The sequence below is a fragment of the Bacteroides sp. AM54-2NS genome (genome assembly GCF_003602935.1).
Taxonomy (GTDB): domain Bacteria; phylum Bacteroidota; class Bacteroidia; order Bacteroidales; family Bacteroidaceae; genus Bacteroides; species Bacteroides xylanisolvens.
Map to the genome: position 1 here is coordinate 1 of NZ_QTMZ01000007.1, position 13,595 is coordinate 13,595.

The 13,595-nt window shown below is 41.4% G+C and carries 10 protein-coding genes, 1 tRNA gene and 4 pseudogenes; 10 read left to right on the forward strand and 5 right to left on the reverse strand.

Annotated features, from left to right (window positions below; translation table 11 throughout):
* Positions 1–485: 485 nt before the first annotated feature.
* Positions 486–559 (reverse strand) — tRNA-Thr (locus tag DXA05_RS06280).
* A 308-nt stretch (positions 560–867) separates the two neighbouring features.
* Between DXA05_RS06280 and DXA05_RS06285 the strand changes: the two genes are divergently transcribed.
* The 6 genes and pseudogenes from DXA05_RS06285 to DXA05_RS06310 all read left to right on the forward strand — a co-directional run bounded on the left by DXA05_RS06285 (position 868) and on the right by DXA05_RS06310 (position 5,378).
* Positions 868–1,425, forward strand: a complete 558-nt coding sequence (locus DXA05_RS06285; protein WP_015532571.1) for a DUF4199 domain-containing protein — start codon at positions 868–870, stop codon at positions 1,423–1,425.
* 32 nt (positions 1,426–1,457) lie between these two features.
* A complete protein-coding gene (locus DXA05_RS06290) occupies positions 1,458–2,408 on the forward strand; it encodes a glycosyltransferase family 2 protein (protein WP_004309773.1) in 951 nt (316 codons plus the stop codon).
* A 21-nt stretch (positions 2,409–2,429) separates the two neighbouring features.
* Positions 2,430–3,014 carry a DUF6452 family protein gene (locus DXA05_RS06295; RefSeq protein ID WP_004309772.1) on the forward strand — a complete coding sequence of 195 codons (585 nt, stop codon included), beginning with the start codon at positions 2,430–2,432 and terminating at the stop codon, positions 3,012–3,014.
* Positions 2,998–3,747: a DUF6048 family protein gene (locus DXA05_RS06300; RefSeq protein WP_004309771.1), complete on the forward strand. Its 750-nt coding sequence runs from the start codon at positions 2,998–3,000 to the stop codon at positions 3,745–3,747. The genes DXA05_RS06295 and DXA05_RS06300 overlap by 17 nt, the downstream gene beginning before the upstream one ends.
* Positions 3,748–3,753: 6 nt before the next feature.
* Positions 3,754–4,335, forward strand: coding sequence for a manganese efflux pump MntP family protein (locus DXA05_RS06305; protein WP_004302038.1), 582 nt, complete (start codon positions 3,754–3,756; stop codon positions 4,333–4,335).
* A 30-nt stretch (positions 4,336–4,365) separates the two neighbouring features.
* Positions 4,366–5,378: pseudogene (locus tag DXA05_RS06310) on the forward strand (FAD:protein FMN transferase).
* A 66-nt stretch (positions 5,379–5,444) separates the two neighbouring features.
* Here DXA05_RS06310 and DXA05_RS06315 read toward each other — a convergent pair.
* On the reverse strand, positions 5,445–5,816 hold the full coding sequence (locus DXA05_RS06315) for a DMT family protein (RefSeq protein ID WP_004302024.1): 372 nt from the start codon (positions 5,814–5,816) through the stop codon (positions 5,445–5,447).
* A 15-nt stretch (positions 5,817–5,831) separates the two neighbouring features.
* Positions 5,832–6,578 (reverse strand): ATP-binding protein, encoded by a 747-nt coding sequence (locus tag DXA05_RS06320; protein WP_004304890.1) that lies wholly within the window; start codon positions 6,576–6,578, stop codon positions 5,832–5,834.
* Between the two features lie 183 nt (positions 6,579–6,761).
* Here DXA05_RS06320 and DXA05_RS06325 point away from each other — a divergent pair.
* The 4 genes and pseudogenes from DXA05_RS06325 (at position 6,762) to DXA05_RS06340 (ending at position 10,728) form a co-directional block, all read left to right on the forward strand.
* Positions 6,762–8,182, forward strand: a pseudogene (locus tag DXA05_RS06325) (tetratricopeptide repeat protein).
* 16 nt (positions 8,183–8,198) lie between these two features.
* Positions 8,199–8,669: an NfeD family protein gene (locus tag DXA05_RS06330; RefSeq protein WP_004304887.1), complete on the forward strand. Its 471-nt coding sequence runs from the start codon at positions 8,199–8,201 to the stop codon at positions 8,667–8,669.
* A 22-nt stretch (positions 8,670–8,691) separates the two neighbouring features.
* Complete coding sequence (gene floA, locus DXA05_RS06335; protein ID WP_004304885.1) at positions 8,692–9,693, forward strand: flotillin-like protein FloA; 1,002 nt, start codon at positions 8,692–8,694, stop codon at positions 9,691–9,693.
* A gap of 156 nt (positions 9,694–9,849) precedes the next feature.
* Complete coding sequence (locus DXA05_RS06340) at positions 9,850–10,728, forward strand: nucleoside phosphorylase (protein ID WP_004320316.1); 879 nt, start codon at positions 9,850–9,852, stop codon at positions 10,726–10,728.
* A 117-nt stretch (positions 10,729–10,845) separates the two neighbouring features.
* On the opposite strand, the pseudogene DXA05_RS06345 reads toward DXA05_RS06340, so the two are convergent.
* Both DXA05_RS06345 and DXA05_RS06350 read right to left on the reverse strand, forming a co-directional pair.
* Positions 10,846–11,504 (reverse strand): annotated as a pseudogene (locus DXA05_RS06345) (NAD(P)-dependent oxidoreductase).
* A gap of 82 nt (positions 11,505–11,586) precedes the next feature.
* Positions 11,587–13,492: pseudogene (locus DXA05_RS06350) on the reverse strand (ATP-binding protein).
* Positions 13,493–13,595: the final 103 nt, after the last annotated feature.

Sequence of the window (13,595 nt, forward strand, 5' to 3'; positions counted from 1 at the left end):
GGAATAGTGGCTTTCTCCTCTAAATAAAGAATAAAGCAAGTATCCTGAGAAACATGATTGACTAGGGTAAAGTAATCAAGGATTCCTGAAGGCAAGAACAAGCTTAAAGAAGCAACAGGATCAATCGTTTGGGAAGAGGATGTTTTCATGATGCAAAAATAAGAATTTTAACGCAATCCCCCAAGGTTTCAGACTGAGCCTTTTTCTCTCCGGGAATATAAATATCATCAAGCAACTTCATGGAATATTGCAACGCCATTTATCCAATGTGATGCTTTTACTCAGATCCTATCCTGAGCATAATATACAAGAATGAATAACAATAATGAATCAAAAAGAAACTGTAAATCTTTGCTTTTCTTAAAAATGGGATATTACAACAATTAGGGAACTGTGTATTTCGATAATATGCGAATATATATAAAAAAGCATCCAGACTAATACCTGAATGCTTTTTTCTTGGATTTGTTATATATCCTTTTTTGAGCCTCTTGTCGGATTCGAACCAACGACCCCGAGATTACAAATCACGTGCTCTGGCCAACTGAGCTAAAGAGGCGGGTGGGTAAGCTATCTATATCGCGCCGCTACAACCAACTACCTTTGCTGCGATCAAGCCCTGGAGGATTCGAAGGGAGCTGGCCGTATAGGACTTACCCGTTTTGCGGTTGCAAAGGTAGACATTTTTATGTATTCTGCAATAGCTGCAGACAACTTTTTTACTAACAAAAGACTAACAGGCTACATTTCAGGCAATTAAAATTGCAAAAAAATATTCAGACAACAACTTCCTCTGCTTTATTAACTTTAACAACCAGATTTCCCCTACCAACCGATATTATTTGTACCTTTGTGCGCAATTTATAAATGAAGATGACAGAGAACAGAAGCTATTTACAAAAATATGCCATGCATTTTGGCACGTATATGGGAATCTACTGGATATTGAAGTTCATATTATTTCCGCTGGGATTCCACATACCTTTCCTTTCGCTTTTATTTGTAATCCTGACATTGTCCGTACCTTTCATCGGATATCACTATGCGAAAATGTACCGGGATAAGATTTGCGGAGGAAGTATCCAATTTTCACATGCCATGCTCTTTACCATATTTATGTATATGTTTGCTTCTCTGCTGGTAGCTGTGGCTCACTACGCCTATTTCCAATTCATCGATCATGGATTTATCATCAACTCTTACATCCAGTTGTGGGACGAACTGATGACCAACACCCCGGCTCTGATAGAAAACAAAGAAGTTATAAAAGAAACAATAGATACCGCCCGTTCACTTACTTCCATCAATATCACCATGCAACTATTGTCATGGGATGTATTTTGGGGAAGTATCCTGGCCATTCCCACCGCATTGATGGTAATGAAAAAGGCCAAACCGGAAAATGACGGAGTGTCTCAATCGTAATTTATAATTCGTAAGTAATTAGTAATAAAAAAATGGATATATCAGTTGTAATCCCATTATTCAATGAAGAAGAGTCACTACCCGAACTCTATGCTTGGATAGAACGGGTAATGCAAGCCAACGGATTCTCATTCGAAGTGATTTTCGTTAACGATGGAAGTACCGACCATTCATGGGAAGTGATCGAAAAGTTTAAAGCTCAATCGGAACATGTAAAAGGTATCAAATTCCGCCGTAACTACGGTAAATCACCTGCACTCTACTGTGGATTCGCTGAAGCGGAAGGAAACGTAGTCATAACGATGGATGCGGACCTACAAGATAGCCCAGACGAAATCCCCGAACTTTACCGGATGATTACAAAGGATGGCTACGACCTGGTATCCGGCTGGAAGCAAAAGAGATATGATCCTATTTCAAAAACACTGCCCACCAAGTTGTTTAATGCTACTGCCCGCAAAGTATCAGGCATCAAAAACCTGCACGACTTCAACTGCGGATTGAAAGCCTATCGCAAAGAGGTCGTAAAACATATCGAAGTGTACGGTGAGATGCATCGTTATATACCTTATTTGGCAAAGAACGCCGGATTCAAGAAAATCGGTGAAAAGGTGGTACACCACCAGGCGCGTAAATACGGCACAACAAAATTCGGACTGAACCGTTTCGTAAACGGGTATCTGGATTTACTCTCTCTTTGGTTCCTCTCCAGATTCGGCATCAAGCCGATGCATTTCTTCGGACTGTTGGGATCATTGATGTTTCTGATAGGAATGATTTCTGTCATCATCGTAGGTGCCAGTAAACTATATGCCATGTACAACGGTCTCCCCTACCGACTGGTGACCGACTCTCCCTATTTCTATTTGTCACTTACGGCAATGATTATAGGTACGCAATTATTCTTAGCCGGATTCCTTGGCGAACTCATCTCGCGCAATGCACCGGAACGGAATAACTATCAGATAGAAAAGAAAATTTGATTCACATTCAATAAACTGACTATGAAGAATTTAATTCGTATCTTTCTCATATTGACTATCATTGGCGGTGCAGTCAGCTTACACAGTGCCTGCTCGGATGAGAACGATTGCTCATTGGCAGGACGTCCGATGATGTACTGCACAATATATACCATTAATCCGGATAACCCTACTATTGCATTAAAAGACACGCTTGATTCATTAACAATCACAGCATTAGGCACCGACTCTATCATTCTGAACAATGAAAAGAATGTGCATACCCTGATGTTACCACTACGATACACAAGTGACACTACTGTGTTCATATTCAGATACGATCCCAAACGTAGAGAAAAAGATTTTGACACATTATACATTGTACAACAAAATACTCCTTATTTCCAGTCCATGGAATGTGGTTATATGATGAAACAAAATATAATCAGCGCTAAATTTGGAAAACCGGGAAGACCGGGTAACCCTCCTCCCTATGGCAACGGGCAGCCGGACCAGATAGATTCTCTTCATATAAAAAATAAAGAAGCCAATACAAATGAAATCGAGAACTTGCAGATATTCTATAATTATCGGCCAGAACGCACACCTGATGAAACGACTAATTAGTCTGCTTCTGCTCTTTTGCATTGGGCTTCCGTTGCTGGCACAACAGCAACGTCCGGCGCAAACGCCCAAAAGAGATCAGAAGAAAAAAGAGGTTGCCGAGATAGATACCATTCCGCTCTACAATGGTACGTATGTCGGTGTGGATTTATATGGCGTTGGAAGCAAGCTGCTGGGAGGCGACTTTATGAGTTCTGAAGTCAGCGTAGCCGTTAACCTCAAGAATAAATTCATCCCTACTATTGAGTTTGGTATGGGAGGAACAGATACCTGGAGCGAAACAGGCATACACTATAAGAGCAAAATGGCCCCATTCTTCCGAATCGGTGTGGACTACAACACCATGGCAAAGAAAAAAGAGAAGAATAGCTACTTGTATGCAGGACTTCGCTATGCATTCAGTTCATTTAAATATGATGTTTCCACAATGCCGGCAGATGATCCTATCTGGGGAGATGTAATAGGTAACCCCAGTTTGGAAGACGGTTATTGGGGAGGAAGTGTGCCATTCAGCCATCTGGGTATGAAAGGATCGGTGCAATGGCTGGAAATCGTTTTAGGCGTCAAAGTACGTATTTACAAAAACTTCAACATGGGGTGGTCGGTACGTATGAAATACAAAACCAAAGCATCTACCGGAGAATATGGAGACCCATGGTACGTGCCCGGTTACGGAAAGTTTAAATCAAATAACATGGGAATCACTTATTCCCTTATTTATAAATTGCCTCTTTAGAATACAATGACAGGACTAGAGATTTGGCTGCTTGCAATAGGTCTGGCGATGGATTGTTTCGCTGTCTCAATTGCAAGCGGTATTATTTTGAAACGTACCCGTTGGAAACCCATGCTAATCATGGCTTTTGCTTTCGGCTTTTTTCAGGCAATCATGCCATTTATCGGATGGATGTGTGCAAAGACATTCAGTCATCTTATAGAAAGTGTAGACCATTGGATTGCTTTCGCGATCCTTGCCTTCTTAGGCGGACGAATGATTTTAGAATCTTTCAAAGAAGAAGAATGTTGTAAACTGTTCAATCCGGCAAATCCGAAAGTGGTATTGACTATGGCAATAGCCACAAGTATTGATGCATTGGCAATCGGCATTTCCTTTGCCTTTCTGGGAGTTCAGGACTATACCGAAATCCTTCCTCCTATCAGCATCATCGGGTTTGTTTCATTTGTCATGTCACTCATCGGTCTGATCTTTGGTATCCAATGTGGCTGCGGCATCGCCCGGAAACTGAAAGCAGAGTTATGGGGAGGTATCATTCTAGTCATTATCGGACTAAAGATATTAATTGAACATTTATTTCTTCAATAAAACGAGTTTTCTCATCAAATAGAAGAGCGTATGAAAACAAAAAAAAGTTTCCTTTGGCTGGCTTTCCTGATTTTGGCAACTATCTGGATATTAGTCAGACATAATCAACAAGTTGGCTATTACAGTGTCAAAGGTTTGGTGTTTGGGACAGTATATAAAATTACTTATCAGCATGACGGTGACTTAAAACCGGAAATAGAAGCTGAACTAAAACGCTTCGACCAATCTTTATCGCCATTCAATGACAGTTCTGTTATCAGTCGCGTCAACCGCAATGAAGAGCTGGTGACTGATAGTTTTTCCAGAAATGCTTCCATCGCTCGATGGAAATTTCCCGCGAGACAAAGGGTGCTTTCGACATTACAGTAGCCCCTCTTGCCAATGCTTGGGGATTCGGTTTCAAAAAAGGTGCTTTTCCTGATTCATTAATGATAGACAGTCTGTTACAAATCACCGGATATGAAAAAGTGAAAATGGATAACGGCAAAGTTATCAAACAGGATCCTCGTACTATGTTAAGTTGTAGTGCCGTGGCCAAAGGGTATTCGGTAGACGTAATTGCACAACTGCTCGACCGTAAGGGAATAAAAAACTATATGGTAGATATAGGCGGCGAGGTGGTAGTGAAAGGGAAAAATCCTTCCAAAGGCTTATGGCGCATTGGAATCAATAAGCCCATCGACGATTCACTGGCCGTAAACCAAGACTTACAGACAATTCTTGAGATAACAGATTTAGGCTTGGCTACTTCCGGAAACTATCGCAATTATTATTATAAGGATGGGAAGAAATACGCCCATACGATTGACCCTAGAACTGGCTATCCGGTACAACACAATATCTTGTCCTCTACGGTAATCGCCAAAGACTGTATGACTGCCGACGCCCTTGCCACCGCCTTCATGGTGATGGGACTGGAAGAAGCGGAAGCTTTCTGCAAAGCGGATACAACGATTGACGCCTACTTTATTTATAGTGGAGAAAATGGAGAGTTCAAGACTTATTATACGGAGGGAATGAAAAAATACATAACTACTCCGTAATATATATATTATACAAACAGAGGTTCTACTTGAGTAAAACAGAACCTCTATTCAATTGGCAAATATCTATTTCATAAACACGAAATACACTGCTGCAATCAGACAAATAAATGCAGCCAGATGATTCCAATGTAAAGCCTCACCTTTAAAGAAGATGGTAGTGAACACTGTAAAAATAACAAGTGTTATTACCTCTTGAATGACTTTTAGTTGCATCAATGAAAACGGGCCTCCATTGCCTATAAAGCCAATGCGATTGGCCGGTATCTGACAGGAATATTCAAAAAAGGCGATCGCCCAGCTGAACGCAATCACACCAATCAGCGGAAGAGCTGCGAACCAACTGTACTCCTGTTTCATCTTTAAATGTCCGTACCAAGCAAATGTCATAAAGACATTAGATACAATCAGTAACAAAATGGTATAGAATCCTTTCATAACAATCTATTCAAATTAATCTATTTTATCTGGTAATAATTCCTCCTGTACATTAGTCATACTGCTCCAAAGGCTATAACGAGCTTCCGGGTTCATCGCTTCCAACTGCCGTAAAATTCCTTTCATATCACTCCGGCTGGACTGCGATTCATAAGGACAATTCTTCACTTGCTTCTGATAATGACGCAAAGCTGCCAATTCTACCAAATCAGCTTCATGGACCAGACACATCGGACGAATAATTGTCATATCAAACTTCTTCATCATCAACCGGGGCGGCATTGTACTGAAAGCTCCCTGATAAGTGATATTCATCAATAAAGTTTCCAAAATATCATCCATATGGTGACCGAGAGCGATTTTATTGCATCCGTGTTCCTTGGCAACTGTGAACAGGGCTTTCCGACGGTTCCATGAACAGAGGAAGCAGGGAGATTTACGTGTGTCGGTAGCAGGATCAAAAGCTGTCTCATACTGCACAAAGGGAACTCCATACGTCTCACAGTGCGCTTTCAAATATTCCGTATCACTCTGATAAGGAATATTCTTCATCACTACATGGACGGCAACGACAGAAAAGCGAGGTTTATAGATACGTGCGCGTCTCCCCAACAGTTCCACAAGCGCCAACGAATCTTTTCCTCCCGATAGTCCGATAAGGATTTTGTCTCCTTCTTCTATCAATCCATATTGCACCACTCCTTTGCTAAACCGCCGTTCAATGCGGCGAATGGTTTTCTCTTCTTCCGTAAATTGTGTCATATCTTTAAAAATCGGCTGCAAAAGTAAGCGAAAAGAATGATTTAAAGAAGAATTAACATAATAGAATCACTGAAAAAGGGTTTATTTCTAATAAATTTGTACTTTTGAACAATTGATAAATGGACCGGTGCCCGAAAGCAGCGATGTTTTCAATCTACCCGTCACTCATAAACGCTCAAAACGATGAAAGGAAAATATATTCTATTTTTAATTTGCAGCCTCTTCCTTTGCGAAGTCTCTGCACAAACGTTGGAACAGGCACGCACCTTATTTACCAAAGGTGAGTACGAACAAGCCAAACCAGTTTTTAAGAAGTATACTAAATCACAACCGTCGAACGGGAATTATAATTATTGGTATGGCGTATGTTGCCTGAAAACCGGAGAGGCGGAAGAGGCGGTGAAACCTCTTGAAATAGCGGTAAAGAAACGTATCACCGGTGGACAACTCTATTTGGGACAAGCATATAATGAGACGTACCGCTTTGAAGACGCAGTGAACTGCTTTGAAGAATACATCGCAGACTTAAGTAAACGCAAGAAACCGACGGAAGAAGCGGAGAAACTTCTGGAGAAAAGCAAATCTGACCTTCGTATGTTGAAGGGGGTTGAGGAAGTATGTATCATCGACAGTTTCGTTGTGGACAAAGCAACTTTCCTGAACGCTTACAAGATCAGCGAAGAATCGGGCAAACTGTTTACTTTCAATGAATTCTTCAAGACAGAAGGAGATCATCCGGGAACTGTTTATGAAACAGAAATCGGAAATAAAATTTATTATAGCGAAAAGGGCGAGAAAGGTAATCTTGATATCTTTTCAAAGAACAAGTTGTTGAATGAATGGAGTGACGGACGTCCGTTACCGGGTAGTATCAATGCTTCCGGGAATGCGAATTATCCGTTTGTTCTATCGGATGGAGTCACCGTTTATTACGCCAGCGATGGCGAGGGATTGGGTGGCTATGATATTTTTGTCACTCGCTACAACACGAATACCGACACTTATCTTGTTCCGGAAAATGTGGGTATGCCGTTCAACTCGCCGTACAACGATTATATGTACGTCATCGATGAATACAACAACCTCGGATGGTTTGCTTCCGACCGTTTCCAACCGGAAGGAAGATATGTATTTATGTATTCATCCCTAACACTTCCAAACAGACTTATAATTATGAAGCAATGGAGCAGCAAGAGATCATTCGTCTGGCACAGATTCATTCGCTGAAAGAAACCTGGAAGGATAAACAAGCGGTTACCGAAGCACTGCAACGATTGAAAGCTGCTATCAGTCATAAGCCCAAAGAACGCCGTGCCATGGACTTTGAGTTTGTCATTGACGACCATACGACTTACTATCTGATGAGCGACTTTAAATCCGCAAAAGCCAAGACACTTTTCCAACGCTATCAGCAGATGGAAAAAGACTATTATCAACAAGAAGAAAAGCTGAACGGCCTTCGTCAACAATATGCCGGTGCCAACCAACAGGGAAAAGCCAAAATGGCTCCTGCCATTCTCGACCTCGAAAAGCGGATACTGCAAATGTCCGAAGAACTCGATGCTCTCGAAGTGAATGTACGTAATGCAGAAAAAACAAAATAAATAATAACTCTGAACTATGGATATACTCATTATCGCCGTTCTCATTATTGCCGCAGTCATACTGTTTCTGGTAGAACTGTTCGTCATCCCGGGCATTAGTCTGGCCGGAATTTCTGCATTGGTTTGCATCCTGTATGCCAACTACTATGCATTCACCAATTTAGGTATGGCAGGAGGATTTGTCACTCTTGGCATATCAGCGGTTGCCTGTATCGGATCACTGATTTGGTTTATGCGATCGAAAATGCTGGACAAACTGGCGTTGAAAAAAGATATCGATTCAAAAGTAGACCGTAGCGCAGAAGATAGCGTCAAAGTGGGTGATATAGGAATCAGTACTACCCGCCTGGCACAAATCGGTTATGCCGAGATTAACGGAAAAATTGTAGAGGTAAAGTCAATAGACGGGTTCCTCAATGAGAAGACTCCGATAATCGTAAGCCGGATCACCGACGGTACAATCATGGTTGAGAAACACAAAGAATAATATTCACTTAATAAAAACATCAATGGAATCATCTTTCTACTTGCCTATCTTTCTGATAGCCGGAGGTATTATCTTCTTGATAATATTTTTCCATTACGTGCCGTTCTTCCTTTGGTTGTCGGCTAAAGTTTCGGGAGTTAACATCTCGCTGATACAACTATTCTTAATGCGTATACGTAACGTTCCGCCGTATATCATCGTTCCGGGAATGATCGAAGCCCACAAAGCCGGTCTGAAAAATATCACCCGCGACGAACTGGAAGCCCATTATCTGGCTGGCGGACACGTAGAAAAGGTAGTTCACGCCTTAGTATCGGCATCGAAAGCCAACATCGAATTGCCTTTCCAGATGGCTACTGCTATCGACCTGGCAGGACGTGACGTATTCGAAGCTGTACAGATGTCTGTAAACCCGAAAGTGATTGATACTCCTCCTGTAACGGCTGTTGCGAAAGACGGTATCCAGTTGATAGCTAAGGCTCGTGTTACAGTACGTGCCAATATCCGCCAGCTGGTCGGTGGTGCAGGTGAAGATACGATCCTTGCCCGTGTAGGTGAAGGTATCGTTTCGTCTATCGGTTCTTCTGAAAACCATAAATCGGTATTGGAGAATCCGGATTCTATCTCTAAACTTGTACTTCGTAAAGGTCTGGACGCAGGAACTGCTTTCGAGATTCTGTCTATTGATATTGCGGACATCGACATAGGTAAGAACATCGGTGCGGCTCTGCAAATCGATCAGGCTAATGCAGATAAGAATATTGCACAGGCAAAAGCTGAAGAGCGCCGTGCTATGGCAGTAGCTTCCGAACAGGAAATGAAAGCAAAAGCACAGGAAGCTCGTGCCAAAGTGATCGAAGCAGAAGCTGAAGTTCCTAAAGCAATGGCTGAAGCTTTCCGCAGTGGAAACTTAGGCATCATGGATTATTATCGCATGAAGAATATCGAAGCTGATACTTCCATGCGTGAGAATATCGCCAAGCCGACAACAGGCAATGCTGGCAATCAGCCATTGAGCAAATAATCGTTCACAAACGCTGGAATCCGATTTCATTTCAGTCGCAAGACGTTCTCTCCTTTTCTATGGAAAAAGAAAGAGACTTCTTCTGAACTTAAATCCGGTTCCGGCGTTTCTATTTATAGATACAATCCTATTATAAAACTAAAACCTTTCAATGACATGAAAAAGTACTTTCCATCCTCTGAATTGATAATCAATGAAGACGGTTCAGTATTCCATCTTCACGTAAAACCCGAATGGTTGGCAGATAAAGTAATCCTAGTAGGTGACCCCGGACGTGTAGCACTCGTAGCTTCTCATTTCGAAAACAAAGAATGTGAAGTGGAAAGCCGCGAATTCAAAACCATCACGGGTACTTACAAAGGTAAACGGATTACGGTAGTCTCTACAGGAATCGGTTGCGATAACATCGACATCGTAATGAATGAATTAGATGCACTCGCCAATATCGACTTTGTCACCCGTGAAGAAAAGGATCAGTTCCGCCAACTGGAATTAGTGCGTATCGGCACATGTGGCGGCCTACAACCCAATACGCCTGTCGGAACTTTTGTATGTTCGCAAAAGTCCATCGGTTTCGACGGGTTACTGAATTTCTATGCCGGACGTAATGCCGTATGCGATTTGCCTTTCGAACGTGCTTTCCTCAATCACATGGGTTGGTCGGGAAATATGTGCGCTCCTGCTCCTTACGTCATTGATGCCAATGAAGAATTGATTGACCGGATCGCCAAAGACGACATGGTACGTGGAGTGACAATCGCTGCCGGAGGTTTCTTCGGTCCTCAAGGACGTGAACTTCGTATCCCGTTAGCAGACCCGAAACAGAATGATAAGATTGAAGCGTTCGAATATAAAGGTTACAAAATTACCAACTTCGAAATGGAAAGTTCGGCTTTGGCAGGACTTAGCCGGTTGATGGGACACAAGGCAATGACCGTCTGCATGGTGATAGCCAACCGACTTATCAAAGAGGCCAACACCGGATATAAGAATACAATCGATACGCTAATTAAGACAGTACTTGACAGGATATAAATCTATATTCAGGAGGATTAAATTGTAATCGAAAGAATAAAATTGCAATTAAAAGAATGTATAATGGCTTGAATCTTTCACTGATAATATGTGTGGATTCAAGCCATTGTTTTTTTATTAATAACCAATCGTAAATCTCTCCTGGTGGTGTTTCGGATATTCCAGTTCATCAATCATGGCGGCGGCATAATCTTCAACAGAGATATGGCTGTTTCCTACAATATCTACAATCATATCATCTTTTCCCAACCGATAACGTCCTGTACGTACTCCCGGACGCATATCCGCTGCCGGAGAGAAAAATACCCAGTCTATTTCCTTTTCTTTCTTTAAAAAGTTCAGATAAAACTCTCCTAGAGCTTTCACTCCCGGCAATATATTTTCGGGTACCTCACCGGAATCCATCAGACGCAAGCCCGGAGCGATAAACAAAGAACCGGCACCGCCCACCATCAAAAAGCGATTAACACCCGCTTTCTTCACTCCATCAATAATGGTCAGATAAACTTTGATTGTTTCATCGTATATATCAGGATTATTCCATCCCGGATTGAATGCACTAATAACCGCATCTGCACCTTTACAAACGGCAGTCACTTCATCAAGCGCGGAGACATCGGCTTTCACCACTTTCAGATTTTCATTCTCTATCTTTATCTTTTCCGGATGACGAACTACTGCCGTAACCTCGAGATCACGATTCAATGCTTCATTCAGAAGGCAGATCCCACAAAGCCGCTTGCCCCGATAAGGACTATCTTTTTTACTTTCTCCATATTCTAATATATTATAATGTTACTACTATATAATAAATAACACTACAACATTCAGAATGTTAGTTCTCTTTTAGAAAATTAATTATCCGATATAAGATTCTATTGTCTCTTTCAACCTTTCCAAAGAATAGGGCTTTGAGATAACAGCGTTGCATCCTGCCTGAATAGCCTGTTGCTGTTCAGTATAGAAAGCATACGCGGTCACTGCAATAATAGGCACAGTCAGAGAAATAGTACGGATCTTTTCAGTGGCTTGAATACCGTCCATGATCGGCATACGAATATCCATCAGAATCAAATCCGGCTTTTCGCGGATAAAACTATTGATGGCTTCCTGTCCGTTGCGTACCCATGAAATAATATATTCCTTATTCAGAAGAATATTAAGTTGGACAAAGTTCGACTCAATGTCTTCTACCACCAATATCTTTTTACGTTTATCCTCATCGACGTTCTTCTTATGTGAGAGGCTTCTTTCAGCAACTTCTTTCGGTACTTCCTGATAAGGCAAATAGAGTGCAAACGTACTCCCCTGCCCCAATTCTGAAGTTACCTCGATACGGCCGCCCAGTCGTTCTACAATGCTTTTACAAATTGAAAGCCCTAATCCGGTGCCTTGCACAAAATCATTCAGTTTCTCAAACCGGGTGAAAATTTGAGGGAGTTTCTCTTTGGATATACCGCAACCCGTATCGCTGACATACAGTTTCAGCCAGGTCCTTCATGTTTCAAGCCTAAAGTTATACTTCCCTTTTCCGTATTTTTAATCGCGTTCGACAAGAAATTGAACAATACCTGCATCACACGGTTACGATCAGTAGAAGTCCAGTATCTCCTTCGGGACGAATCACTTTCAATTCTACATTCGACTTCATCTTCAGCTGGTGCACTTTTTCCACTTCTTCCACTAGTCCTGCAATCTCAACCTGCTGGAAATGCATTTCCGATTTGCCGGATTCAATACGGGAAAGGTCTAAAATATCATTGATTAACTGTAATAACAAGTTACTGTTTTTCTGAATAATTTCCAGATACTCCATTTTCTCTTCTTCACTTTCTGTCACTGCGATAATCTCCGAAAAACCAACAATAGCATTCAACGGAGTACGAATTTCATGGCTCATATTAGCTAAAAAGACCGACTTCATTTTATCAGCATCTTCCGCACGACGTTTAGCTTCGATCAATTCCTGCGAACGCTGAATCCGGTCTCCGATGTCATGTATCAAGGCAAGTACCCTGTTTCCTTCAAAGGGGGCGATACGTGCCTGAAAATAATGCAGACTTCCATCCACTTCAAGCGGATATTCTATTTCCTTCAACTTACCATCACGCAAACATTCCCTAATGTTACAAATAAACAAGTCGCTAACCTCCGGTGAATAAATAGATCGTCCATCTGCTCCGCGTAGCACTTCCACAGGGTGAAGCAATATCGTTCCCGGTGCCATCAGGACATCGGTAATAAAGAAATTATCATCAAAAATAAAAATGAATTCCGGCAATGCTTCAATTATTTTGCGATTATACTCTTCCAGATATTTGATATGTTGCTCCTTTTCGCATTGTGAAGTGACGTTCACCGTATATGCCAGCAGTTTACCCGGATGACTTTCGCAACTCTCTTTGTAAGACAGAAAATGATCTTCCAGCCAAATTACTTTCCCTTGTTCACTTATACAACGAACTCTAATTTGTGAGGTCTTAGAGTCTGATGAAAGCATTTCTGCAAAGGCTTGTTTATAGAATTCAATATCTTCCGGATGAATAAACCGATAGAAATCATCTATATCTTCAAAAATGATCCCGGCATCCTTTAATCCCAGTGTAAAAAAATAATCGTTTGAAAAGGAGCATTTGCCCGTAATGATATCATATTCCCACAAAGCTATTTGATGAGCTGCAAGGACAGAAAGTATTTCTTGTGAGTTCTCCCGTATGAGTTCACTCTTTTCATTGGAAGAATATAAATTAATCGCTGGTTCCATAAGCATTATTGTTTTATTTTGTTTGGTGTACCACTGCACGGCAGCAAATATAAACAAATAAAGCACAAGTTGTGCTCAATTTTCTGTTTTTTACTTAGAAACA

Bases quoted from the DNA above. Each gene is read 5' to 3' on its own strand.
- DXA05_RS06285 (WP_015532571.1), top strand. From the start codon at position 868: ATGAAGATGACAGAGAACAGAAGCTATTTACAAAAATATGCCATGCAT.
- DXA05_RS06290 (WP_004309773.1), top strand. From the start codon at position 1,458: ATGGATATATCAGTTGTAATCCCATTATTCAATGAAGAAGAGTCACTA.
- DXA05_RS06295 (WP_004309772.1), top strand. From the start codon at position 2,430: ATGAAGAATTTAATTCGTATCTTTCTCATATTGACTATCATTGGCGGT.
- DXA05_RS06300 (WP_004309771.1), top strand. From the start codon at position 2,998: ATGAAACGACTAATTAGTCTGCTTCTGCTCTTTTGCATTGGGCTTCCG.
- DXA05_RS06305 (WP_004302038.1), top strand. From the start codon at position 3,754: ATGACAGGACTAGAGATTTGGCTGCTTGCAATAGGTCTGGCGATGGAT.
- DXA05_RS06315 (WP_004302024.1), bottom strand. From the start codon at position 5,816: ATGAAAGGATTCTATACCATTTTGTTACTGATTGTATCTAATGTCTTT.
- DXA05_RS06320 (WP_004304890.1), bottom strand. From the start codon at position 6,578: ATGACACAATTTACGGAAGAAGAGAAAACCATTCGCCGCATTGAACGG.
- DXA05_RS06330 (WP_004304887.1), top strand. From the start codon at position 8,199: ATGGATATACTCATTATCGCCGTTCTCATTATTGCCGCAGTCATACTG.
- floA (WP_004304885.1), top strand. From the start codon at position 8,692: ATGGAATCATCTTTCTACTTGCCTATCTTTCTGATAGCCGGAGGTATT.
- DXA05_RS06340 (WP_004320316.1), top strand. From the start codon at position 9,850: ATGAAAAAGTACTTTCCATCCTCTGAATTGATAATCAATGAAGACGGT.